The sequence below is a fragment of the Micromonospora cathayae genome (assembly GCF_028993575.1).
Lineage (GTDB): Bacteria > Actinomycetota > Actinomycetes > Mycobacteriales > Micromonosporaceae > Micromonospora > Micromonospora cathayae.
In genome coordinates this window covers 2,115,649-2,136,780 of sequence record NZ_CP118615.1, presented here as the reverse complement: position 1 = coordinate 2,136,780, position 21,132 = coordinate 2,115,649, and the positions used below count along the sequence as shown (strand labels likewise).

Below are 21,132 nucleotides of genomic sequence, written 5' to 3'. Positions count from 1 at the left end.
GTCGTACGGTGAATACTGCGTCTGTTCTCCGACATTCCGGCGGCTTTGTCAAGCCTTCCCGTGCAGGTATGGAGAGGGCGCACCGTACACGAGCTCGGGCGGAGTCCACTCGGTCAGGTCGTGCAGCACGACCTGTTCCGCGAGGAGGTGACCCGCGCTCGCCGGCCAGGCTATCGCATGGAGCCACATTCCCCGAGCCTCGCCGGCGTAGGCGCTCCGGTCCGTCGAGGAATTCACGAGCCACAGTGGAGTCGGGTGCCCGCCGGCCCGGACCTTCGCGGTGGCGACGTGCTCGGGGTGCCGGGGACCCGGGTCCCGCAGCGCCTCGGTGAGCTGCGGACCGGGATCGGGACCGGACAGACCCGCGAAGCGGGTGCCCAGGCCGACGCCGGGTTCCTCGGCCACGAAGACCACGTCGGCCGGGCCGCCACCGAGCGGTTCCGGACCGGCGCACGCCACCACCGTGGCACGCACCCCGGTCCGGTCGTCGCCGGCCCAGGCGACGCCGGTCAGCGTCCAGCCGGGCGGCAGCGGCCACGGGCACCAGATCGGGGTGGTCGCGCCACCAGCGGATATCCGCTCCACCACGCTCGACACGATCTCCGGACCGATGTGCTCGGGCACGTGCAGCGGTGGGACGGGACCACAGACCAGACAGCGGGACTCGGTGTGCATCAGGTCCGGCCCCCGTACCGGTCCGCCACACCGCGGACAGCTCACCGAAACACTCATATCCACACCGTCACCCGCGAAGGTCACCCCGTCAAGCGGACCGGCTTTTTCGGTCAGAACCGCTCCCCCACCTGGGGGCGGACCGGATAACCGCAGCTCAGGCCGGGGGTGGCCCGGCGTGCGCCCGGATCCAGGCGTGCATGGCGATGCCGCTGGCCACCCCGGCGTTGATGGACCGGGTCGAGCCGTACTGGGCGATCGAGAAGAGCTGGTGGCAGGCGGCGCGGGCCGGTTCGGAGAGCCCCGGTCCCTCCTGCCCGAACAGCAGCACGCAACGCCGGGGCAGGGTGGTGGTCTCCAACGGTCGGGATCCGGGCAGGTTGTCGATGCCGACCACCGGCAGCTCTCCGTCGGCCGCCCAGGCGACGAACTCCTCGATCGTCTCGTGGTGCCGGACGTGCTGGTACCGGTCGGTCACCATCGCGCCGCGCCGGTTCCAGCGCCGCCGCCCGACGATGTGCACCTCGGCGGCGAGGAACGCGTTGGCGTTGCGGACCACCGTGCCGATGTTGAAGTCGTGCTGCCAGTTCTCGATCGCCACGTGGAAGTCGTGCCGGCGGTGGTCCAGGTCCGCCACCACCGCCTCCCGCCGCCAGTAGCGGTACCGGTCGACCACGTTGCGCCGGTCCCCCTCGGTGAGCAGTTCCGGGTCGTACCGCGGGTCGTCGGGCGGGTCGCCCGGCCAGGGTCCCACGCCGACGTCGAGCTGCTCACCGGTCACGCTGGCACAGCGTACGGATGCCCGGCCGGCCCACTCGCGCAGGCCCGGCACGCTCAGCGCACTCAGCGCAGGCCCAGGGCACCGCCCAGCTGTTCGAGGTACCGCCGGTCCACCGGGCTCACCGCCGGGTCCGCCGGCCCGGCCCGGCACACCCGGGCCGCGATCGACTGCACCCACTGCCGGTACGCCGCCGAGTCGGCCGGGTCGGCGCGGCGACGCAGCACCCGGGCCGCCACCCGGCAGTCGGTCAGTACGTCCACCGGGTCGACGTAGCCCGACCGGTTGCTGCGGATGCCGCGCCGACCCCGGCCGGCCGCCCCGGTCGGGACGGTGGTCGGCTCGTCGTGCCGGGCGTAGATGGTGGCGACCACGGCGCGGACCAGGTCGCTGTCGAAGGCCCGCCCGGCGGCCACCGCCTCCAGACCGGCCAGCCCGGCGACGACGTCCCGGGGCTCCCGGCCCGGCAGGGGCACGGTGGTGGCGACGACCACCCGGCCGGGCAGGCGGGTGAGCAGGTCCCACTCGGTGGCGGAGTAGACGGCGGTGGTCAGCGGTGCGGCTCGGCGTCCGGCTGCGGGCGGCTCTCCGGCGAGGGAGTGGCTCATCGGAACCTCCGTCGCCAGCATATGCCCGGCCTCCGGCGCCGGCTTCCGGACCACCCGAACACGGCCGGGCAGGCCGGCGGAGCGCTGGTGGGCGGGGGTCTCGATCATGGCCGCGGTTCCGCTGGCGGTGGCCCCGCAACTGTCCGGCGCGGCCGACCGGTGCCAGACCGCCCCGGGCCGACCTTAGCGAAGGTTAAGGCAGCTCATCGGGGTGCGGACGCAATGAGCGGCGGGGCCCTCCCCGGCACCCGCCGCCCACGCTTTGATGAGAAAGATTCTGCCCCATCGGATGTAACACGGGACAGAGACGCAAGTCACATTTATCTTTTCGTTACATAGCGGAGAGTGATGGAGATCCACTGGCGGAGCGATCACCGCAGGTAGAATCCCCGCATGTCAGAGCAGAGGTGATCGATGCAGAACGGCCAGAAGGGTCGATCTCCCTGGGATCGCTCCCATCACGGCTCGTCACGCAACTGCAATCTGCAAGTGCAGCACGCAGCCAACTGGTTAACAGACATGTTTCGATGTGAACGAGCCCGCTGCCGCGTTTCGGCCCGGCTGCGGCGGGAATTCGACGAGACCCCACCTGGTTCCACCTGGCGTAGGCAATCGCGCTGATCGGAGACTCGAATGGCAACCGTTGAGCTGACCACGGCGAACTTCGACGAGGTGACCGGCCAGGACGGCATCGTCCTGGTCGACTTCTGGGCCGAGTGGTGTGGCCCGTGCAAGCGGTTCGCCCCGGTCTACGAGCGCTCGTCGGAGAAGCACCCGAACATCGTCTTCGGCAAGGTTGACACCGAGGCCCAGCAGGCGCTCGGCGCGAAGTTCGACATCCGGTCCATCCCCACGATCATGGCGATCCGGGACGGCGTGATCGTCTTCGCCCAGCCCGGCGCCCTTCCCGAGTCCGCCCTGGAGAACCTGATCGAGCAGGTCGAGGCGCTGGACATGGACGACGTCCGCAAGAAGCTCGCCGAGCACCAGCACTGAGCACCACCCACGGCTCCGGCCGGGCCGCCGCCCGGCCGGAGCTTCAGCCTGCCCGAAGCCGGTCAGAGCCAGGTCAGAACAAGGCGCAGGCCGGAGCTTCAGCCCGCCCGGGGGCAGACCAGCGCAGGTCAGAGCAAGGCGCAGGCCGGAGCGGGCCAGGGCGGGCCGGGGCAGGACCGACGGCCGGAGCCGACGAATGCCGACCCGGACCGCTACCGCTGGACGACGGAAGGATCCACGGACCCCCGTCGGATCCCGTATCGTCCCGACCCGATGGAGACCTTGACCCCGCGTGGCCGGGCCGCCCGGCTGGGTGCCACCGCGCTCGGCCTCGCGTTGCTGCTCACCGGCACCCTGGTCGGCTCCGACGACCACTTCCCCTTCGGCCCGTTCCGGATGTACGCGACGAACAACCCGCCGGACACCCCCGCCCCCGACACCCGCGTCGAGGGTGTCGACACCAGCGGCGCGCTGATCGACCTGGGACAGGACGCCACCGGCATCCGACGGGCCGAGATCGAGGGCCAGCAGGGGCGGTACCGGGCTGACCCGGAGCTGCTCCGCGAGGTCGCCGACGCGTACGCTGACCGTCACCCGGGCGCGTCGGAGCTGGTCGAGGTCCGGATCGTGGTGCGCTGGCACGGCATCACCGGCGGGCGCCCGACCGGCCGGCACACCGACGAGACGGTGGCCCGGTGGACGGCCCGGTGAGCGTCGTCGGCCGGTGGCTGACCGAGGCGGTCCCGCGTGGCCGGATCGCCGCCTTCCGTACCCTGGTGTACCTCTTCGTCGCCGGTGACCTGGTGTTCTTCACCCCGTGGGTACGCACCCACGCCAGTGTGCCCGGAGAGCTGTACCAGCCACTGTTCGTCGGCCGGATGCTGCACCTGCCCACCCCGACCGACCTGCTGGTCGACGGGGTCTTCTGGACGTTGCTGGTGCTCGCCCTGCTCGCCGCGACCGGCCGCGCACCCCGGCTGCTCGGCTGGTCGGTCTGTGCGCTGTACCTGTACTGGATGATCATCGCGATGAGCTACGGCAAGGTCGACCACGACCGGTTCGGCCTGCTGGTGGCCCTCGCCGTCCTCCCCACCGCCGGCCGGGCCCGGCACGGTGACCCGACCCGTACCGAGGCGGGTGGCTGGGCGCTGCGGGTCACCCAGATCGCGGTGGTCTGCACGTACTTCCTGGCCGCCTGGGCGAAACTGCGTTTCGGCGGGCCGGAGTGGATGACCGGCTCGGTGCTGGCCCGGGCCATCATCAGGCGCGGCACCGACCTGGCCGACCTGATCGCGCAGGTGCCGTACCTGCTGATCGTCGCCCAGTTCGGGATCATCGCCTTCGAACTGCTCAGCCCGGTGGTGTTCCTGCTGCCCGAACGCTGGCGGCTGGCCATGGTCGGCTTCTTCTACTCGTTCCACGCGGTCACCATGGCCACCATCACCATCTCGTTCGCGCCGCACCTGGTGGCGATGACCGCCTTCCTGCCGCTGGAACGGGTCCGCCCGGTGGTCCGGCTCCGGCGGCTGGCCCGACGCCGCACCGGCGACGACACCCCGCCGGACGGGGCAGGGTCGGCGGAACCCGGGCCGACGGCGGAGGCTGCGCCGGTGCTGCCGGCCGGTCAGGCCCCGGCGGCAGGCGGTCGCCCGGTCGGGCCGTAGAGGCGCTCCCGCGCCTCCTGTGGCAGCGCGCAGGCCGCCGTACCGCCCGGCAGCCGGTGCCGGTTCCGGGCCACCCAGCGGTACACCGGCCAGGCGGCGACCCGTACCGGAGGCAGTCGGAGCAGGCCGCCACCCGCCCGCCAGCCGGCGTTGCTGGTGCCGAGCAGCCGGGCGATCGCGTCCGGGCCGGCCGCGCGGGAGCCGTCCGCGCCGACCCACTGCACGGCCTCCTCGCACTCGGCCACGGTCAGGCCCAGCGCGTCCAGATCGGCGAACTGCCAGGGCACCACCGTGACCTCGGTGGGGATCCGGCGTTCGATGAACTCGGCGCACCTGGTGCAGAACGCGCAGTCCCCGTCGTAGACGAAGGTCGACCTCTCCATGTCTCCATCCTCCTCCGACCCCCGGACCGCCGGTGGCGGAGGGCCGCTACCGTGCCGGAGGTGCGCGACGTGACCGTCCGGATGCTGCGGCGGCAGCGGATGCTCGCCGTCGGCGCGATCGGGTACGGCCTGGGGTGGGCGGTCGTGGGCCGGGTGACCGGCGACGCCGGCCTGGCGACGTTCGTACCGGCGCTCGTGCTGCTGGCCGGCTCCGCGGTGGTGATCTTCAGGGGGCCGAGCCGGGAACGGATGCGGATCGACCCGGCCGTGCCGGCGATGTACGCGCCCGCCCGTGGGCCGGCTTCGTTCCCGGTGTTCGCCCTCGCCTGGCTGGCCTTCCAGCTCGTGCACTACGGCGGCCGGTGGGAACGGGACCTGTTCTGGTGGACCATGGTGACCGTGTCGACCGCGCTCATGGTCGTGCTGGCGGTGGACCTGTGGCGGCGGGTTCCGCTGATCGCGCTGACCCCGGACGGCATCACCTCCGGCGGGCCGCGTGCCGAGGTCTTCGTACCGTGGTCGGCGCTGGCCGCCGGCCAACCGGGCGAGGCGACGGCCCCGTCGCCCACCCTGCTCCTACCCCTGTCCCACCCGCAGACGGCGGAGCTGTCCACCCTGGCCCTGCCGCTGGCCCGGCCGGAGCTGGTACGACGGCGCGGCCGACGCTGGCGCGGCCGGTCGCGGTGGTGGCGGGGCCGGCCGCACGAGACGCTGGTCCTGCACGAGGTGGATGCCGCGCCGGAGTTCCTGGCCGTCGCCGTCCGGTACTACCTCGACCATCCGGAGCACCGCGCCGGCCTCGGGACGGTCGAGGAGTTCGCCCGGCTGCCGCGTGCGCTCGGCGGCCACGGGTGACCGGCGGGAGTTAGAGTCGGCGGATGCGCAGCCCTTCGCAGATCCTCGCCGACGCCGCCGTGATCGCCGTCGTGGGCGCGTCCCGCGATCCCCGCAAGGCCGCGCACAGTGTGCCGGCCCAGATGCAGCGGTACGGCTGGCGCATCGTCCCGGTCAACCCGACGGCGGACGAGCTCTTCGGGGAACGGGTCTACCGGTCGCTGGCCGACATCCCGCACCCGGTGGACCTGGTGGACGTCTTCCGGCCGGCCGAGGACGCCGTCGAGGTGGTACGCGAGGCGGTGGCGATCGGCGCTCCGGCGGTCTGGTTGCAGCTCGGCATCGTCTCGCCCGAGGCCCGGCGGATCGCCGAGGCGGCGGGCATCGACTACGTCGAGGACCGCTGCCTGATCGTCGAGCGGGCCGCCGCCGGCCTCACCCGCCGCTGAGCAGCGGCCGGCACCGCCGGTACGCCCCGACGCGGCACCCGCGCCCGGAGCGACCGCCGACGGGCACCCGGTTCTGAAGCAGCCCCGGCCAGGCACCCCGCCGGGGCGACCAGTCCTCCCAACCGCAGGGAAAAGCCGTACCGCTGCTGTTAGCGTCCGGCAGGAGGGGGCCGACCCCGTCACCGGCCGGCGAGGAGGGCAGTCGTGGGTTACCCACCACCGTCAGGACCAGGCGAGCCGAACTGGAGCGACCAGCCCCACCAGGGCGACCAGCCGTACCAGGGCGACCAGCCGTACCAGGGCGACCAGCCGCCGCGACCGCAGTGGGGTGAACAGCCGTCCTACGCCCCGCAGCCGCCGTACGGGCAGTACGGGCCACCACCGCCACGCAGCGGCAACACGAACGTACTGGCGATCCTGTCGCTGGTCTTCGCGTTCGTCTTCGCGCCGGCCGGCATCGTCCTCGGTCACCTGGCCCGCCGGCAGATCCGGCAGACCCACGAGCAGGGCGACCAGCTCGCCTTCTGGGGCCTGATCCTCAGCTACGTCTTCACCGGGCTCTACCTGCTGTTCTGCTGCGGCTGGCTCGGCCTGGCCATCTGGGCCGGCTCGACCGGCGACAGCACCGGCACCGGCTGACCGGGACGGCCCCACCTCTGCCCGGGACGGCCCTGCGGCTGGCCGGCACAGACTGACCGGCGCGGCCTAGCAGCTCAGCGGCTGGCCGGGGTGGCTCAGCGGAACTGGGCCTCCCGGACGCTGTTCCCGCCGTCGACCACCAGCATCTGGCCGGTGATGTACGAGGCCGCCGGCGAGCAGAGGAAGACGATCGCGGCGGCCACCTCGTCCGGCGTACCGGGCCGGCCGACCGGGGTGCCGAGGCCGTGCCGGATCTCCGCGACCGTCGAGGCGGCGGTGTGGATGGTGCCCGGAGCGACCGCGTTGACGGTCACCCCGTCGGCGATCATCTCCATCGCCAGGGCCCGGGTCAGCCCCACCACGCCGGCCTTGGCCGCCGAGTACGCCGCCTCGGTGGGCAGCGCGTTGACCGCCCCGGCGGTGGCCGCGAGGTTGACGATCCGCCCCCAGCCGCGCTCGGCCATGCCGCCGATGAACGCCCGGCTGCACAGGAACGCGGTGTTCAGGTTCCGGTCGATCTCGGCGCGCCACTCGTCGTAGCTGAGCTGGGCCACCGGGCGGAGCACCTCCGGGCTGGCCCGGCTCGCCAGGCCGGCGTTGTTGACCAGCACCTCCACCTCGCCCAGCTGCTCGGCGACCGCGTCAGCCAGCGCGCCGACCTCGGACTCGTCGGTCAGGTCCGCGACGAACCCGGTCACCCCCAGCTCGCCGGCCCGCTCGTGGATGCGTCGGGTGGTGGAGACGATGGCCACCCGGGCACCGAGATCGGTCAGTCGCCGGGCGGTGGCGTACCCGATGCCGTCCGGGCTGCCCGCGCCGGTCACCAGCGCCACCCGCCCGTCCAACCGCATGGTCACCGGCTCGGGCAGGACGGCCGGCTCGTCCTGGTCGGTCAGGGCCGCCGGGAGGACCCGGCTGCGCCGACCGGACCCGGGGCGGCTCACGTCCCGACGGGAACGGCCGGAACGGTCCGTGGCACGCGCGTCAATCGCCATGCCGCGATCCTGCCCGGTCGGGCCGGCCCGGGCAACGCGGCACCCGGTAACGTGCTCGGCCGCTTCGCCCCGGGTGACTACCCTGACGGCGCACCCAGGACACGACGGAGAAAACCTGATGACGTATCCCTCGCCCGACGACGCCTGGCAGGACCCGGCCCGGGCCGGTCAGCCGTCCGCCCCACCGGTCGACCCGACCCGCCCGACGACCGATCCACCGCCCCCGGAACAGCCGTACGGCGGCGACCCCCACCCGTACGCCCAGCCGGGCGGGGAGGTGCCGTACGCCCAGCCGGTCGGGAAGACGCCGTACGGCCAGCCGGGCGGCGACCCGTACGCGATGGGTGGTTACGCGACGCCGGGCTACCCACCGCCCGGCTACCCACCGATGGGCTACCCGGCATACCCCTATCCGCCGGTACGCCGGACCAACAGCATGGCGCTGGCGGCGCTGATCCTGTCGCTGGTCGGGATCGCCTCCTGCCTCACCGCCCCGGTCGGTGCGATCCTCGGCCACGTCGCCCGCAAGCAGATCCGGGAGACCGGCGAGGACGGCGAGGGGATGGCGAAGGCCGCGATCATCGTCGGGTGGGTGCTCACCGGTCTGCTCGTACTGGCGATCGTCTTCTACATCGTGGTCATCGTCTTCGCGATCTCGGAATCGTCCTCGACGAGCTACTGACAGCGGCGGCTGCCGCCCCCGGCCCGGGGCGGCAGCCCGCCCGTCGAAGCCGGTCAGTGTGCCCGTGGTCGCCCCCGGCGGCCCGACCTCGACCCCAGTGGCCGGCTGGCGGCCCGGATGGTCGGTGAGCGGCCGTGGTCGGCCCCGGCTCAGCCGGTCGGCGGGGTGAAGGTGGAGGTCCGGGTCATCCCGGCGGCCCGCCCCTTGGCCGCGATCACCAGCGCCATCTTGCGGGACGCCTCGTCGATCATCTCGTCGCCGAGCATGACCGCGCCGCGCCGCCCGCCGGCCTCCGAGGTGTAGTGCTCGTACGCGTCGAGGATCAGCTCGGCGTGGTCGTAGTCGGCCTGGTCCGGCGAGTACACCTCGTTGGCGGCGTCGATCTGCCCCGGGTGCAGCACCCACTTGCCGTCGAAGCCGAGCGCGGCCGAGCGTTTCGCCACCGCGCGGAAGCCGTCCACGTCCCGGATCTGGAGGAACGGGCCGTCGATGGCCTGCTTGTCGTGCATCCGGGCGGCCATCAGGATGCGCATCAGGATGTAGTGGTACGGGTCGCCCGGGTAGTCGGGATTGAGCGCGCCGACCGCCAGCGACCGCATGTTGATCGAGGCCATGAAATCGGCCGGACCGAAGATGATCGTCTCGACCCGGGGCGAGGCGGCGATCGTGTCGACGTTGACCAGCCCGGCCGCGTTCTCGATCTGCGCCTCGATGCCGATCCGGCCGACCGGCAGGCCGAGCGTCTTCTCCAACTGGGTCAGGGTGAGGTCGAGCCACTGCACCTGGGCGGCGTCCTGCACCTTCGGCAGCATGACGCAGTCCAGGTTGGCCCCGGCCCCCTCGACCACGTCGATCACGTCCCGGTACGTCCACGGGGTGGTCAGGTCGTTGACCCGGACCACCCGGGTCTTGCCGGCCCAGTCGCCCTCGTTGAGCGCGGCGACGACGTTCTTCCGGGCCTCCGGCTTGGCCAGCGGGGCGACCGCGTCCTCCAGGTCCAGGAACACCTGGTCGGCCGGGAGGCCCTGGGCCTTGCCGAGCATCTTGACGCTCGACCCCGGCACGGCGAGGCACGATCGACGGGGACGCCCGACTGCGGCCATCTCCTGCGCTCCTTCCGCTCCGCCCGCCGGCCACCGGCCGGCACGCCGGGAAGAGGGCTCCCGGGGACGGCGGACGATCATCGCGGGTCAGTCAGGTCACGGTAGCCTCGCGCAATGACCGGGGAGAACGAAGCTGTGGAAGATGTCACGCGGCGACGGTTGGTGGTGGTGACCGGGGCCAGTTCGGGCATCGGGCTGGCCGCCGCCGTGGACCTGGCCCGCGCCGGTGACCAGGTGGTCCTGGTCGGGCGGGACCCGGCCCGGCTCACCGCCGCCGGTGAGCGGGTACGGGAGGTGAGCGGGGAACGCCCCGAGCTGTTCCGGGCCGACTTCGCGGTGCTGGACGACGTACGCGGGCTGGCCGAGCGGCTGCGGGACGCGTACGACCGGATCGACGTGCTCGCCAACAACGCCGGGGCGATCGTGTTGCAGCCGTTGACCACGGTCGACGGGTACGAACTCTCCATCCAGGCCAACCACCTGGCCCCGTTCCTGCTGAGCAACCTGCTGCGGGACCGGATCGGCCGGATGGTGGTCACCGCCTCGGGCGCGCACCGCAGCGGCGCGCTCGACCCGGACGACCTGAACGCCACGCTGCGCCGGTACCGGCCGATGCGCGCGTACGGCACCAGCAAGCAGGCCAACATCCTGTTCACCGCCGAGGCGGCCCGTCGCTGGCCGGACGTACCGGCGCACTGCTTCCACCCGGGCGTGGTGCGGACCCGGTTCGGCAGCGACAGCAAGTTCGTGGCCCTCGGCATGCGGATCATGCCGTTCCGCAGCCCGGAGCAGGGCGCGGACACCCTGGTCTGGCTGGCCCGGGAGGACCCGGCCCGGCTGGTCGACGGCGGCTACTACGTGGACCGGCGACCCCGCCGCCCGCTGCCCAAGGCCGCCGACCGGGACGTGGCCGCCCGGCTCTGGGACGCCAGCGCGCAGGCCGTCGGCCTGTAGCGCGAGGGCCCGTTCGGGGCTACCGAAGGGGCCCTCGCGAACCGGTCAGGCGGTGTCGACGATCATGGCGGCGGCGACGGTACGGTTGGTGGTCTCGTCGATCACGATGAACCCACCCGTGGTCCGATTGCGCCGGTACTCGTCCGCCAGCAGCGGGATCGTGGTGCGGAGTCGCACCCGGCCGATCTCGTTCAACCGTAGTTCGGTGGCGGTGTCGTCGCGGTGCAGACTGTTGATGTCCAACCGGTAGTGCAGCCCCCGCACGATCGCCCGGGCAGTACGGGTGGTGTGCTTGATCGTGTACTTCCCACCCACCTGCAACGGTCGGGTCTCGTCCATCCAGCAGATCATCGCCTCGATGTCCTGCGTCACCGCCGGGGCGTTGTTCGGCCGGCAGATCATGTCCCCCCGCGAGATGTCGATCTCATCGGTCAGGCGGACCGTCACCGACATCGGCGGGAACGCCTCCTCGACCGGCCCGTCCGCGGTCTCCACCGCCGCGACCCGGGACATGAACCCCGACGGCAGCACCATCACCTCGTCACCCGGCTTGACCACCCCCGACGCGACCTGACCGGCGTAACCGCGGTAGTCGGTGACCGTGGTCGACTGGGGGCGGATCACGTACTGCACCGGGAACCGCACGTCGACCAGGTTCCGGTCCGAGGCGATGTGCACATGCTCCAAGTGGTGCAGCAGGGAGGGGCCCTCGTACCAGGGCATGTTCTCCGACCGGGACACGATGTTGTCACCCTGCAACGCCGACACCGGAATCACCGACAGGTCCGGCACGTCCAACTTCGCGGCGAACGCGGTGAACTCGTCGGCGATCCGGTCGTACACCTCCTGCGACCAGTCCACCAGGTCCATCTTGTTCACACACAACACCAGGTGCGGCACCCGCAACAACGAGCACAGGAAGGCGTGCCGGCGGGACTGCTCCACCAGACCCTTCCGGGCATCCACCAGGATCAACGCCAGATCGGCCGTGGACGCCCCGGTCACCATGTTCCGGGTGTACTGGATGTGCCCCGGGGTGTCGGCGATGATGAACTTCCGCCTCGGCGTCGCGAAGTACCGGTACGCGACATCGATGGTGATGCCCTGCTCCCGCTCCGCGCGCAGACCATCGGTGAGCAGAGCCAGGTTGGTGTACTCGTCACCCCTGGCGGCCGACACCGCCTCCACCGCCGCCAACTGATCCGAGAACAACGACTTCGTGTCGTACAACAGCCGCCCGATCAGGGTGGACTTCCCGTCGTCCACACTGCCCGCCGTGGCGAACCGCAGCAGGTCCATCGACCGCAGGGCGGCATCACCGTCGAGCAGTGGCATGGTGTCGGTGCTCATCAGAAGTAGCCCTCCCGCTTACGGTCCTCCATCGCGGCCTCACTCACCCGGTCGTCACCCCGGGTCGCACCCCGCTCCGTGATCCGAGTCGCCGCCACCTCCTCGATCACCTTCTCCACCGTGTCCGCATCCGACCGCACCGCAGCAGTACACGACGCGTCACCCACGGTCCGGTAGCGGACCCGGGCGGTGAAGACCTCCTCCCCCGCGCGGACCGGCAGGTGCTCGTGGACGGCGTAGAGCATGCCGTCCCGGTCGACGACCTCACGGTCGTGCGCGAAGTAGATCGACGGCAACGGAATCCGCTCCCGAGCGATGTAGTGCCACACATCCAACTCGGTCCAGTTCGACAACGGAAACACCCGAATCGACTCACCCGGATGATGCCGACCGTTGTACAACGACCACAACTCCGGCCGCTGATTCTTCGGATCCCACTGCCCGAACTCATCCCGGAACGAGAACACCCGCTCCTTCGCCCGCGCCTTCTCCTCATCCCGCCGCGCCCCACCGAACAACGCATCAAACCGGTGCTTCTCCACCGCATCCAGCAGCACCGGCGTCTGGATCCGGTTGCGGGTGCCGTCCGACGGCGCCTGGACCAGCCCTCGGACCAGGGCCTCCGGCACGCTCGCCACGATCAGCTGCAACGCCAGTTCGGTGACCCGGCGGTCCCGGTACTCCAGCACCTCCTCGAAGTTGTGGCCGGTGTCGACGTGCATCACCGGGAACGGGATGTTCGCCGGGGCGAACGCCTTCTCCGCCAACCGGAGCATCACGATCGAGTCCTTGCCCCCGGAGAAGAGCAGCACCGGCCGCTCCATCTCCGCCACCACCTCACGCATCACGAAGATGCTCTCCGCCTCCAACGCGTCCAGGTGGGTGGCCTGGTACACCGGCGACGATCCGCTGTCCATCACTGCTCCTTCCCGAGCGACGTTCCGAGCGGGTTTCCGGCCGCCGGTCCGGCGGTCGTCGCCGACAACTGGCGGCTGAGCGCGTCCAGCAGCGGCGCGGCGAGTTCCGGGCGGCAGACCAGCAGGTCGGGCAGGCGCGGGTCCACCTGGTTGTAGGCGAGCGCGGTGCCGTCGATCCGGCAGGCGTGGAAGCCGGCCGCGGTGGCGACCGCGACGGGTGCCGCCGAGTCCCACTCGTACTGGCCGCCGGCGTGGATGTACGCGTCCACCTCACCGGTCACCACCGCCGCGATCTTCGCCCCGGCCGAACCCATCGGCACCAGCTCCGCCCCGACCTCCCCGGCCAGTTCGGTCAGGAAGGCGGGGGGTCGGCTCCGGCTGGCCGCCAACCGGATCGGGGTGTCGGCGACCCGGGGCGTGGGCGGCTTCGGCGGGTTCTCGGTGGTCAGCACGGTCCCCTGGGCGGGCAGCCCGACCGCGCCGGCGGCCAGCCGGTGGCCGGCGGACGCGTGCCGGGACCAGAGCGCCACGTGCACCGCCCAGTCCGACCGGCCCTCCTCGGAGAACTCCCGGGTACCGTCCAGCGGGTCGACGATCCACACCCGGTCGGCGTCCAGCCGGGTCGGCGTACCGCCGGCCGCCACCGAGCGGCGGGAACCGTCGTCCTCCTCGGACAGCACCGTGTCGGTGGGTCGCCAGCGGGCCAGCTCGGCGAGGAGGAACTCGTGGGAGGCCCGGTCACCGGCGGCCTTCGTCGCGGCCGGGTCGGCGTGACCGTGCTCGGCGCGTACCGCGAGCAGGAGTTCACCGGCGCGGGCGGCGAGCCACTGGGCGAGCCCGCCGTCCGATTCCGGGGGGTTCAACGTCGGCATGAGCGCTCCTCGTGCGGGGTCGGGGCTGGCGGGGGCCGTCACTGGACGGCCCGCCGGGTGAAGGACCGGACGCTGAGCCAGGTCGTCGCCGCCGCCGTGGCGGCGAGCACCAGGACGCAGATCCAGGCCGGCATGTGCGGCACGTCGGGCAGCATCGCCCCGCGTACCCCCTCGGACACGTAGGTCATCGGGTTGAAGGCGGTCACGATCTGGAACCAGCGCATCGACTCCAGCCGGGGCCACGGGTAGTGGATGCAGCCGGTCCAGATGATCGGGGTGACGATCACCGAGAAGGTCACGTTGATCCGTTGGATCGGCAGGATGGTGGAGAGGGTCATGCCGATGCCGCCGCCGACCCAGGCACCGAGCAGCGCGACCAGCAGCGCGGTCGGCAGTCCCTCCAGCCGCCACGGCGCGGACCCGACGACGAGCGCCCCGAGCGGGTACATCAGCACCGCCGCGAACAGGCCCCGGATGGTGGCGACCACCAGTTTGCCCACCGCGACCAGGCCGGTGGGCAGCGGCGCGAGCAGCCGGTCCTCGATCTCCATGGTGAAGCCGAACTCCTTCACCAGCGGCAGGGCGGTGCTCTGCAACGCGGTGGTGAGGGCGGCCAGCGCGATCACGCCGGGCAGGAACAGGTTGGCGAACGACCGTTCGACGATGCCCTGCCCGCCGAGGATGGTGCTGAACACGAAGAGCATGAACAGCGGGGTCATCCCGACCTGGATCAGGATGACCCACAGCTCCTTGCCGGTGACCATCAGGTCGCGGCGGAGCAGGGCGAGGAAGACCCGGCCGGTGGCGGGTCGGGGTCGGGCCGTCGGGCGTACCGGGGTGGGGGTGTCGAGGGCGGTCACCGGGGGTCCCTTCCGGTCAGTTCGATGAAGACGTCCTCCAGGCTGGGTTCGCCGATGTGGATGTCGTTGAGCGCCGCCGACCGGGCGGTGAGCAGGGCCAACGCCGGGCCGAGCAGCGCGGCAGGGTCGGTGGCGAGGTGCAGGCGTACCCGGATCCGGCCGCCGCGCCCGCCCGGCTGTCCGGGCAGGGTGGCGGTGGTGGCGTCCCCGTTGGCGCGGGCCCGGGCCAGCGCGGCCAGCCGGGCCGCTCCCTCCCCACCCAGCCCGGCCAGGCGGGCCGCTCCCTCGCCACCGAGCGCGGCCAGCGCGGCGGCCCGGCCGCCCCCGCCGAGACCGCCGGCCCCGCCGCCGAGCGCGCCGGCGGCCAGGGCCGCGGCGAGGCGTCCGCCGCCCCGCCCGGGGCCGCCGGCCGATCCGGTGGGCAGCGGCCGGCGTTCCGCCTTGCGTACGCCGTCCAGCTCCCGCAGCGCGTCGAGCACCGCGTCGGCGTCGTCGCGGGCGGCCGGGGTGACCGTCAGGTCCAGGATGGCCTGCCCGGCCAGCCCCCGCACCAGGTTCTGCGGGGTGTCCAGGGTGAGCAGTCTGCCCTGGTCGACGATGCCGACCCGGTCCACCAGGTTGGCGGCGTCGTTCATCGCGTGGGTGGTGAGCACGATCGAGACGCCCCGGTCGCGCATCTCCCGGATCCGGCTCCAGATCAGCATCCGGGTCTGCGGGTCGAGCGCGTTGGTCGGCTCGTCCAAAAAGAGCACCGCCGGTTCGTGCATCCAGGCGCGGGCGATCATCAGCCGCTGGGCCATGCCGCCCGAGTACGCCTCGATGCGCCGGTCGGCGCGCTCGGTGAGGCCGAACCGGTCCAGCAGCGTCGTCGCCCGCTGCTCGGCCTCGGCCCGGGGCACCCCGTGGTAGGCGGCGTGGTAGAGCAGGTTCTGTCGGGGGGTGAGCGCCCGGTCCAGGTTGTTGTGCTGGGGCACCACCGCCAGTTGGGCGCGGGCGGCGACCGGGTCCCGGCTGACGTCGACGCCGCCGACCAGGGCCCGGCCACCGGTGGCCCGCAGCCGGGTGGTGAGGATACCGATCGTGGTGGACTTCCCGGCCCCGTTCGGCCCGAACAGCCCGAAGGTCTCACCCGGCGCGACGGTGAACGAGATTCCGTCGACGGCGTTCGTCTCGCTGCGCGGATAGCGCTTGACGAGGTCGACGACCTCGACCGCCGCCGGACCGTCTCTGCTGGGCATGCCTGCTCCTGTTCTCGGTACGGGGTGCCGGGCGGCGTCAGGCGCCGGCCGGGCGGGGGTGCGCCTGGAAGAACCGCCAGATCTCGGCGGTGGCGTCCAGCGCGGTGGAGGGTGGTTCGAGGCCGAGGAGCTGCTCGGCGCGGGGGTTGGACTTTCCGCCCGGCCACTGGTGGCCGGCGTCGGCGACGGTGATCAGCTCGACGGCGCGGCCCTGCGCGCAGGACGCCGTGGAACGGGTGACCGGGCCGTCGGTGCTCTCCTTCGGGGCGGAACAGTCGTCCACCTCGCGCCACATCGCCATCAGCTCGGTCAACGGCGGCCCGTCGATCTTGACCGGGTTCCGGCCGGTACCGCCGTTGTCCCGCTTGCCCGGACCACCCTGGTACGGCATGGTCTGGTCGCGCAGGCCGTGCACGTGCAGCACGCTCACCGGCTCCGGCGAGTCACACCCGCCGGCCAGCGTGGTCGCCACCGCGCCGACCGCGGCGAACAGGTCGGTGTCGCAGGCCAGCCGGTACGCCAGCAGCCCGCCGTTGGAGATCCCGGTGACGTAGGTGCGGGCCGGGTCGACCGGCATCCGGTCGCGGAGCGTGCCGACCAGCGCCTCGATGAAGGCGACGTCGTCGACGCCCTGCCGGACCGGCTGCCCGCAGCAGAGTTCACTGGCCGCCCAGGCCCGCTTCACGCCGTCCGGGAAGGCGACCACGAAACCGCCCCGGTCGGCCTCCCCGGTCCAGCCGTACGCCTCCTCGGCCTGTTCGCCGGTGCCGGCCGCGCCGTGCAGCATCACCACCAGCGGAACCGGGGCGGTCAGGTCGGCCGAGGCCGGCCGGTACAGCCGGTAGGTGCGTTCCCGGCCATCGACGTCGAGGGTGTGCGTGGAGGAGCCGGCCGGCACGTCGGAGCCGGGTCGGGACGCGGTGGCGGTCGGGGCCGGCTGCCCGTCGCGGCCGGGCAGGTCGTCGTCACCACCGGCGGTGCAACCGGCCGTGCCGGTCAGGCCGACCAGGGCGGCGAGCAGCCCGGCGAGCAGGTACGGGGAGCGGAGCCGACGGGGGCGGCCACCGGGAGCGCCCGCAGGGGCCCCACCACGGAACGCAGTCAAAGGCATCATATGCACACTTTCACCGGCGAATGTTCGAGGACTGTCAGGATTTCGCCACGCTCCGTGCAAGGAAACTCACCGGAGCCGGGCCCCGACGGTGGTGTCTGCCCCCGCACCACCGCCGGGACCCGGTGACCGTGACGAGGCGTCAGCAGCCCCGCGTGTCGTACCGGATCAGTTCCCAACCGCCCTCGGGCACGTCGTCGGTCGGGTCGGTCCGCAGGTTCATCGGGTTCGCCATACCCAGGTAGAGGGTCGAACCGTCGGTGACCATGTTGCGGACGCCGTAGTTGAGGTAGTTGCCGAGGCCGTTGTTGCTGACCACCTTCGCCGGCTTCCTCGTGGACTCGAAGACCACCAGGTCACCGCCGAACTTGGGCTCCGGCAGGCCCGGCTCGTCCTCGGCCACGGCCACCCGGGCGGCCGGCGACGACTTCTGTGCCGCCGCGGCGGCGGCCAGCGGCGCCTCGGCGATGCTCTCCGCCGCCTCGGCCGGCAGGCCCAGCGACGCGGCGGTCTCCTGGCCGAACTCCTTCGCCAGGTAGCTCCAGTCCATCGTGCCGACGAAGAGCTTGCCGCCGGCCACCGCCATCTTCCAGGTGTAGTTCAGGTACGGGTCGCCGAAGCCGGACTTGCCGTACAGCGGGGTCTGGCCGGTCGAGGTCATCGCCCAGGCACCCTTGCCGTCGTTCGCCGCCGGGTCGAACGCGGGCAGCTCGGTCGCCCCGTACAGCAGGTCGACCTTCTGCTTCTTCTCACCGAAGTGCTTGCCCCGGTAGATGCTGATCGCCCGCTGGGTGTTCTGCACGGTGGCCTTGATGCCCGCCTCGTCGGCCGGCGGGTACTTGGCCAGGTGCAGGGTGCTGGCCTTCATCGGCACGTGCATGGTGCCCCAGTAGAGGTACCCGCCGAAGGAGGCGAGACCACCGAGCCCGTAGCTGTTCGCCACCACGATGTCCGGCTCGTACGAGGAGACCTCCCAGACCTGCTTCCAGCTGTCCACGTCGTCCGGGGTGAGGCCGGGCGCGCCGCTGCGCAGGACCGGGCTCATCCAGACCGAGGCCAGCTTGTTCGTCGGTGCCGGGGTTTCGTCGGCGGTGGCCAGTTCGCCGTCCGACCCGGGCCAGGTGCTGACGAAGATCCGGCCGTCGTGGACGGTCAGGTCGGCCGCCTGCGCCGGCAGGGTGCCCACGATCGAGAAGTTGAACGGGTCGGTCTTGCTGCCCATCCAGCGCAGCACGTGGCCACGCAGACCGCCGTTGGCCCCGACACCGACGCCCGCGTAGAGGGCGTTCTCGGCGACCGTGAAGTGCCGGATGTTGCCGAACTCGGGGAAGTTGCGCGAGCCCAGGAACGCCCCGGTGTCGGTGTCGAAGGCGAACATGTTGATGGTCTGGCCGAGCGCCGGGCCACCGAGCAGGGCCACCCCGCCGAAGTTGCCGGCGGCCCGGATGCCGACCGTGGTCCGCAGCCGGTCGAGGTCCGGCTGGGAGGCCCGCACCAGGTCGGTCTTCTCGGTCAGCTTCTTGGCCTTGGTGTCGTAGCTGTAGAGGCGGGGCATCCGGTGGTCACCGAGCGCGCCGGGCAGCTGCGGGTTGGCCTTGGCGAGCTGGCTCTCCTGGTACTCGCAGACCCAGTCGTCGTTGAGGGCGGGCTTGTTGTTGCCGAGGGTCCGTCCGCTGGTGAGACAGTTGACGTTCGCCCCGGTGCCGAAGAACAGCTTGTTGCCGGTCCGGGTCATCCCCCACAGGTACGCCTGGTTGACCTTGGCCTGGCCGGTCGCGCAGGGCGGACCGGCCGGGTACGGCTGGCCGATGCCGGCGAAGCACTCGTCCGGCATGGCCTTCGCCAGCACCTGCGGGTTCGCGCCGCCGCCGTGCCGGCCCGCCTGCTCGCCGGCCACCGGTGCGGCCAGCGCCGTGCCCGGGGCCGCCAGCGCGGCCCCGAGCCCCAGTACGGCGACGGCCGCCCACAGCCGCCGCCCGTGGTTCCGGATTGGTTTCACACTGTCTCGCTTTCGCAAAGGTGATGGGACAACGGTCCACCTAGGACGGTCGACCGTGGTTCAGGGTAGGGATGCGCGACGGTCTCAGCCGACCGGTTGCCGGGGCCGGGACGGGTCGACGACCCGGTCGGCCACCGCCTCGGCCCACTGCCGCGGCTGCGCGAACTCCAGGAAGCTGCCGAGCCGAACCAGTTCGGCGACCGGGTCGGCGACCAGCTCCTCGTACTTCATGACCAGCAGGTGGTCCGGGGTGTGGTCGGTCAGCGCCTGCTCGGCCTGGGCCGCCATGAACGCGCACAGCCCCAGGTAGCGGCGCAGGTCCTGGCCGCGCTCGCGCAACGCCTCGGCGGTCAGGTTCGCCGGCAGGTACGGCACCATCTCCTCGGGCACCTCGTCGCCGGGCTGCACCCGGAACGGGTCGAGCCCGCACCGGCCGAGGAACTCGATCCGGAGCTGGATCAGCTGGAAGGACGAGTGCCGGCTCATCGACTTCGCGGTCGGTTCCCAGGCCCGCGTCAGGTACACGATCTTCGCCTCGGGGAAGCCCTTGAGCAGGTACGGGGCGACGTGGCTCGACCCGCCGGACCGCTCCACCCAGCGGACCCGGCCGGTGAGCCGGGCCAGCAGGTCCAGGAAGTCCTGGTGGTGCCGGGCCACGCTCTGCTCGGGGAAGTCGGGCACCCGCGCGGCGAGCTGGTCGAACAGGCCGTCCGGGTCGTCGGAGACCTTGGACAGGGTGATCGCCAGGATGCGGGGCAGCTCGACCATCCGGTCCCCCCACCGGCCGGTGGCCGGGTAGTGCAGCTCCTTCGGCGGCAACCCGATCCGGAACAGGGTGGACAGCTCCGCCTTGGGGCTGGCCAGCACCTCCCAGTACTCCGGCCCGCTGATCACGTCGGCGCTGCGCGCCCAGGGCGCGACCGACATGAAGAACTCCTGGGCGGAGAGGGTCTCCGGCTCCTCGGCGATCAGGTCGGACAGCAGCGTCGACCCGCACCGTCCACTGCTGATGATGATCGACCGACCGGTGATCGGGGTGTCCATCGGAAGTCCTCCTGCGTGTCGCGCGGTCATGTGGTGGTGGGCTGGTCGACGGCCAGCCCCCGGTCGACGGGGAGCCCGCCCTCGACGGGCAGACCGCACTCGGCGGCCAGCCACCCGAAGACGTGCCCGCGTACCCGGTTGGGCTGGTCGATCAGGACGGTGTGCTTCTCCTCAGGGAGAACGACCGTGCGGGTCTGTGGAAGCAGCAGCCGGACCGCCGGGGCCAGTTCGACCACCGCCGACCGGCCGCCGTACAGGCAGAGCACCGGGCAGCCGATCGCGGCCAGTTGGTCGACCGCGGGCAGCCGGCTGGCCGGCAGTTCCTCGGCGAGGCTGGTGGTGGTCAGCATCCGGCTGGTCTCGGCGGCGCGGCGGCCGGCGATCCGGCCCCGCCGCATGCCGATCTCGGCCACCGCCCCCTCCTGCGGGAGTCGGGTGGCGACCCGGTTGAGCCGCTGCTTCACCCGGACCATCCAGTCCTCGATGGGCGGGGCGGACTCGACGGCCACGATGCCGGCGACCCGCTCCGGGTGCCGGGCCGCGTACCCGAAGGCGATGGTGCCGCCGAACGAGTTGCCGAGCAGCAGCAGCGGACCGGTGATGCCCAGCTCGTCGAGCAGGGCCGCCAGGTCGTCGACGAAGTCGTCGAGGGCGTACCCGGTGGCCGGCCGCTCGCTGCGACCGTGGCCGCGCAGGTCGTACAGGACCACCGGGAAGCCGGCCCCGGCCAGCGGCTCGGCCAGCGTGAAGTACCAGCTCGCCATGGTGTCGGAGGCCATGCCGTGGATGAGCACGGCGGTCGGCAGCGGCCCGGCCGGCCCGACGGGCTGCGGCCCGGTCGCCCCGGCCTGCTGCACCCCGGCCGCCCCCGGGTCCGGCGGCGGTCCGGCCGGCCCGGTCCGCGTCGGCGCGGACCGGTCGGCCGACGGCGGGGCGGGGTCGAGCCGCTGCACGTGCAGCGTGATCCCGTTCGCCTGGAGCATG

23 protein-coding genes are annotated in these 21,132 nt (G+C 72.3%); 8 read left to right on the top strand and 15 right to left on the bottom strand.

The genetic code is table 11. The features are described from left to right. Positions 1 to 48 precede the first annotated feature (48 nt). From PVK37_RS09875 to PVK37_RS09865, 3 genes are all read right to left on the bottom strand, one after another. Positions 49 to 732, bottom strand: coding sequence for a DUF6758 family protein (locus PVK37_RS09875; RefSeq protein WP_341483427.1), 684 nt, complete (start codon positions 730 to 732; stop codon positions 49 to 51). A gap of 97 nt (positions 733 to 829) precedes the next feature. Then, a complete protein-coding gene (locus PVK37_RS09870) occupies positions 830 to 1,453 on the bottom strand; it encodes a TrmH family RNA methyltransferase (RefSeq protein WP_275033518.1) in 624 nt (207 codons plus the stop codon). Between the two features lie 62 nt (positions 1,454 to 1,515). Continuing rightward, positions 1,516 to 2,058: a hypothetical protein gene (locus PVK37_RS09865; protein WP_275033517.1), complete on the bottom strand. Its 543-nt coding sequence runs from the start codon at positions 2,056 to 2,058 to the stop codon at positions 1,516 to 1,518. 633 nt (positions 2,059 to 2,691) lie between these two features. Between PVK37_RS09865 and trxA the strand changes: the two genes are divergently transcribed. The 3 genes from trxA (at position 2,692) to PVK37_RS09850 (ending at position 4,718) form a co-directional block, all read left to right on the top strand. Then, entirely contained in the window at positions 2,692 to 3,054 is a 363-nt protein-coding gene (trxA, locus tag PVK37_RS09860) for a thioredoxin (RefSeq protein WP_275033516.1), read from the top strand. 273 nt (positions 3,055 to 3,327) lie between these two features. After that, the gene (locus tag PVK37_RS09855) at positions 3,328 to 3,765 is read left to right on the top strand and encodes a hypothetical protein (protein WP_275033515.1); all 438 of its coding nucleotides are present in this window, start codon (positions 3,328 to 3,330) and stop codon (positions 3,763 to 3,765) included. Further along, the gene (locus PVK37_RS09850) at positions 3,750 to 4,718 is read left to right on the top strand and encodes an HTTM domain-containing protein (protein WP_275033514.1); all 969 of its coding nucleotides are present in this window, start codon (positions 3,750 to 3,752) and stop codon (positions 4,716 to 4,718) included. Before PVK37_RS09855 ends, PVK37_RS09850 begins: the two co-directional genes overlap by 16 nt. On the opposite strand, the gene PVK37_RS09845 is transcribed toward PVK37_RS09850, so the two are convergent. After that, the gene (locus tag PVK37_RS09845) at positions 4,679 to 5,101 is read right to left on the bottom strand and encodes a thiol-disulfide oxidoreductase DCC family protein (RefSeq protein WP_275033513.1); all 423 of its coding nucleotides are present in this window, start codon (positions 5,099 to 5,101) and stop codon (positions 4,679 to 4,681) included. The genes PVK37_RS09850 and PVK37_RS09845 overlap by 40 nt on opposite strands. Before the next feature lie 60 nt (positions 5,102 to 5,161). Between PVK37_RS09845 and PVK37_RS09840 the strand changes: the two genes are divergently transcribed. The 3 genes from PVK37_RS09840 (at position 5,162) to PVK37_RS09830 (ending at position 7,023) form a co-directional block, all read left to right on the top strand. Further along, positions 5,162 to 5,956: a hypothetical protein gene (locus tag PVK37_RS09840; protein WP_275033512.1), complete on the top strand. Its 795-nt coding sequence runs from the start codon at positions 5,162 to 5,164 to the stop codon at positions 5,954 to 5,956. Positions 5,957 to 5,979: 23 nt separating this feature from the next. Next, the gene (locus PVK37_RS09835; protein WP_275033511.1) at positions 5,980 to 6,384 is read left to right on the top strand and encodes a CoA-binding protein; all 405 of its coding nucleotides are present in this window, start codon (positions 5,980 to 5,982) and stop codon (positions 6,382 to 6,384) included. Positions 6,385 to 6,588: 204 nt separating this feature from the next. Continuing rightward, complete coding sequence (locus tag PVK37_RS09830; protein ID WP_275033510.1) at positions 6,589 to 7,023, top strand: DUF4190 domain-containing protein; 435 nt, start codon at positions 6,589 to 6,591, stop codon at positions 7,021 to 7,023. A 95-nt stretch (positions 7,024 to 7,118) separates the two neighbouring features. On the opposite strand, the gene PVK37_RS09825 is transcribed toward PVK37_RS09830, so the two are convergent. Beyond that, complete coding sequence (locus tag PVK37_RS09825) at positions 7,119 to 8,018, bottom strand: SDR family NAD(P)-dependent oxidoreductase (RefSeq protein ID WP_275033508.1); 900 nt, start codon at positions 8,016 to 8,018, stop codon at positions 7,119 to 7,121. 118 nt (positions 8,019 to 8,136) lie between these two features. Here PVK37_RS09825 and PVK37_RS09820 point away from each other — a divergent pair, with 118 nt between their 5' ends. Beyond that, on the top strand, positions 8,137 to 8,700 hold the full coding sequence (locus tag PVK37_RS09820) for a DUF4190 domain-containing protein (protein WP_275033507.1): 564 nt from the start codon (positions 8,137 to 8,139) through the stop codon (positions 8,698 to 8,700). Positions 8,701 to 8,849: 149 nt separating this feature from the next. Here the strand turns inward: PVK37_RS09820 and PVK37_RS09815 are convergent, their stop codons facing one another. Further along, positions 8,850 to 9,803: an HpcH/HpaI aldolase/citrate lyase family protein gene (locus tag PVK37_RS09815; RefSeq protein WP_275033506.1), complete on the bottom strand. Its 954-nt coding sequence runs from the start codon at positions 9,801 to 9,803 to the stop codon at positions 8,850 to 8,852. A gap of 135 nt (positions 9,804 to 9,938) precedes the next feature. Between PVK37_RS09815 and PVK37_RS09810 the strand changes: the two genes are divergently transcribed. Then, positions 9,939 to 10,757 (top strand): SDR family NAD(P)-dependent oxidoreductase, encoded by an 819-nt coding sequence (locus PVK37_RS09810; RefSeq protein ID WP_275035063.1) that lies wholly within the window; start codon positions 9,939 to 9,941, stop codon positions 10,755 to 10,757. Positions 10,758 to 10,802: 45 nt separating this feature from the next. Here the strand turns inward: PVK37_RS09810 and cysN are convergent, their stop codons facing one another. The 9 genes from cysN to PVK37_RS09765 all read right to left on the bottom strand — a co-directional run bounded on the left by cysN (position 10,803) and on the right by PVK37_RS09765 (position 21,131). After that, positions 10,803 to 12,107, bottom strand: a complete 1,305-nt coding sequence (gene cysN / locus PVK37_RS09805; RefSeq protein WP_275033505.1) for a sulfate adenylyltransferase subunit CysN — start codon at positions 12,105 to 12,107, stop codon at positions 10,803 to 10,805. After that, positions 12,107 to 13,024: a sulfate adenylyltransferase subunit CysD gene (gene cysD, locus PVK37_RS09800; protein WP_275033504.1), complete on the bottom strand. Its 918-nt coding sequence runs from the start codon at positions 13,022 to 13,024 to the stop codon at positions 12,107 to 12,109. Before cysD ends, cysN begins: the two co-directional genes overlap by 1 nt. Then, positions 13,024 to 13,896 carry a 3'(2'),5'-bisphosphate nucleotidase CysQ gene (locus PVK37_RS09795; protein WP_275033503.1) on the bottom strand — a complete coding sequence of 291 codons (873 nt, stop codon included), beginning with the start codon at positions 13,894 to 13,896 and terminating at the stop codon, positions 13,024 to 13,026. The genes cysD and PVK37_RS09795 overlap by 1 nt, the downstream gene beginning before the upstream one ends. Positions 13,897 to 13,934: 38 nt before the next feature. Next, complete coding sequence (locus tag PVK37_RS09790; RefSeq protein ID WP_275033502.1) at positions 13,935 to 14,756, bottom strand: ABC transporter permease; 822 nt, start codon at positions 14,754 to 14,756, stop codon at positions 13,935 to 13,937. Then, entirely contained in the window at positions 14,753 to 15,994 is a 1,242-nt protein-coding gene (locus PVK37_RS09785; RefSeq protein ID WP_275033501.1) for an ABC transporter ATP-binding protein, read from the bottom strand. Before PVK37_RS09785 ends, PVK37_RS09790 begins: the two co-directional genes overlap by 4 nt. 37 nt (positions 15,995 to 16,031) lie before the next feature. Further along, positions 16,032 to 17,108 (bottom strand): extracellular catalytic domain type 1 short-chain-length polyhydroxyalkanoate depolymerase, encoded by a 1,077-nt coding sequence (locus tag PVK37_RS09780; RefSeq protein WP_275033500.1) that lies wholly within the window; start codon positions 17,106 to 17,108, stop codon positions 16,032 to 16,034. A gap of 139 nt (positions 17,109 to 17,247) precedes the next feature. Then, positions 17,248 to 19,104 (bottom strand): hypothetical protein, encoded by a 1,857-nt coding sequence (locus tag PVK37_RS09775; RefSeq protein ID WP_275033499.1) that lies wholly within the window; start codon positions 19,102 to 19,104, stop codon positions 17,248 to 17,250. Positions 19,105 to 19,188: 84 nt separating this feature from the next. Continuing rightward, the gene (locus PVK37_RS09770; protein WP_275033498.1) at positions 19,189 to 20,148 is read right to left on the bottom strand and encodes a sulfotransferase family protein; all 960 of its coding nucleotides are present in this window, start codon (positions 20,146 to 20,148) and stop codon (positions 19,189 to 19,191) included. 26 nt (positions 20,149 to 20,174) lie between these two features. Then, on the bottom strand, positions 20,175 to 21,131 hold the full coding sequence (locus tag PVK37_RS09765; RefSeq protein ID WP_275035061.1) for an alpha/beta fold hydrolase: 957 nt from the start codon (positions 21,129 to 21,131) through the stop codon (positions 20,175 to 20,177). Position 21,132: the final 1 nt, after the last annotated feature.

Excerpts from the sequence above, each read along its gene's own strand:
- trxA (WP_275033516.1), top strand. The coding sequence starts at position 2,692 with ATGGCAACCGTTGAGCTGACCACGGCGAACTTCGACGAGGTGACCGGC.
- PVK37_RS09865 (WP_275033517.1), bottom strand. The coding sequence starts at position 2,058 with ATGAGCCACTCCCTCGCCGGAGAGCCGCCCGCAGCCGGACGCCGAGCC.
- PVK37_RS09770 (WP_275033498.1), bottom strand. The coding sequence starts at position 20,148 with ATGGACACCCCGATCACCGGTCGGTCGATCATCATCAGCAGTGGACGG.
- PVK37_RS09845 (WP_275033513.1), bottom strand. The coding sequence starts at position 5,101 with ATGGAGAGGTCGACCTTCGTCTACGACGGGGACTGCGCGTTCTGCACC.
- PVK37_RS09820 (WP_275033507.1), top strand. The coding sequence starts at position 8,137 with ATGACGTATCCCTCGCCCGACGACGCCTGGCAGGACCCGGCCCGGGCC.
- PVK37_RS09765 (WP_275035061.1), bottom strand. The coding sequence starts at position 21,131 with ATGCTCCAGGCGAACGGGATCACGCTGCACGTGCAGCGGCTCGACCCC.
- PVK37_RS09795 (WP_275033503.1), bottom strand. The coding sequence starts at position 13,896 with ATGCCGACGTTGAACCCCCCGGAATCGGACGGCGGGCTCGCCCAGTGG.
- PVK37_RS09815 (WP_275033506.1), bottom strand. The coding sequence starts at position 9,803 with ATGGCCGCAGTCGGGCGTCCCCGTCGATCGTGCCTCGCCGTGCCGGGG.
- PVK37_RS09855 (WP_275033515.1), top strand. The coding sequence starts at position 3,328 with ATGGAGACCTTGACCCCGCGTGGCCGGGCCGCCCGGCTGGGTGCCACC.
- cysN (WP_275033505.1), bottom strand. The coding sequence starts at position 12,107 with ATGAGCACCGACACCATGCCACTGCTCGACGGTGATGCCGCCCTGCGG.
- PVK37_RS09835 (WP_275033511.1), top strand. The coding sequence starts at position 5,980 with ATGCGCAGCCCTTCGCAGATCCTCGCCGACGCCGCCGTGATCGCCGTC.
- PVK37_RS09825 (WP_275033508.1), bottom strand. The coding sequence starts at position 8,018 with ATGGCGATTGACGCGCGTGCCACGGACCGTTCCGGCCGTTCCCGTCGG.
- cysD (WP_275033504.1), bottom strand. The coding sequence starts at position 13,024 with ATGGACAGCGGATCGTCGCCGGTGTACCAGGCCACCCACCTGGACGCG.
- PVK37_RS09780 (WP_275033500.1), bottom strand. The coding sequence starts at position 17,108 with ATGATGCCTTTGACTGCGTTCCGTGGTGGGGCCCCTGCGGGCGCTCCC.
- PVK37_RS09875 (WP_341483427.1), bottom strand. The coding sequence starts at position 732 with ATGAGTGTTTCGGTGAGCTGTCCGCGGTGTGGCGGACCGGTACGGGGG.
- PVK37_RS09785 (WP_275033501.1), bottom strand. The coding sequence starts at position 15,994 with ATGCCCAGCAGAGACGGTCCGGCGGCGGTCGAGGTCGTCGACCTCGTC.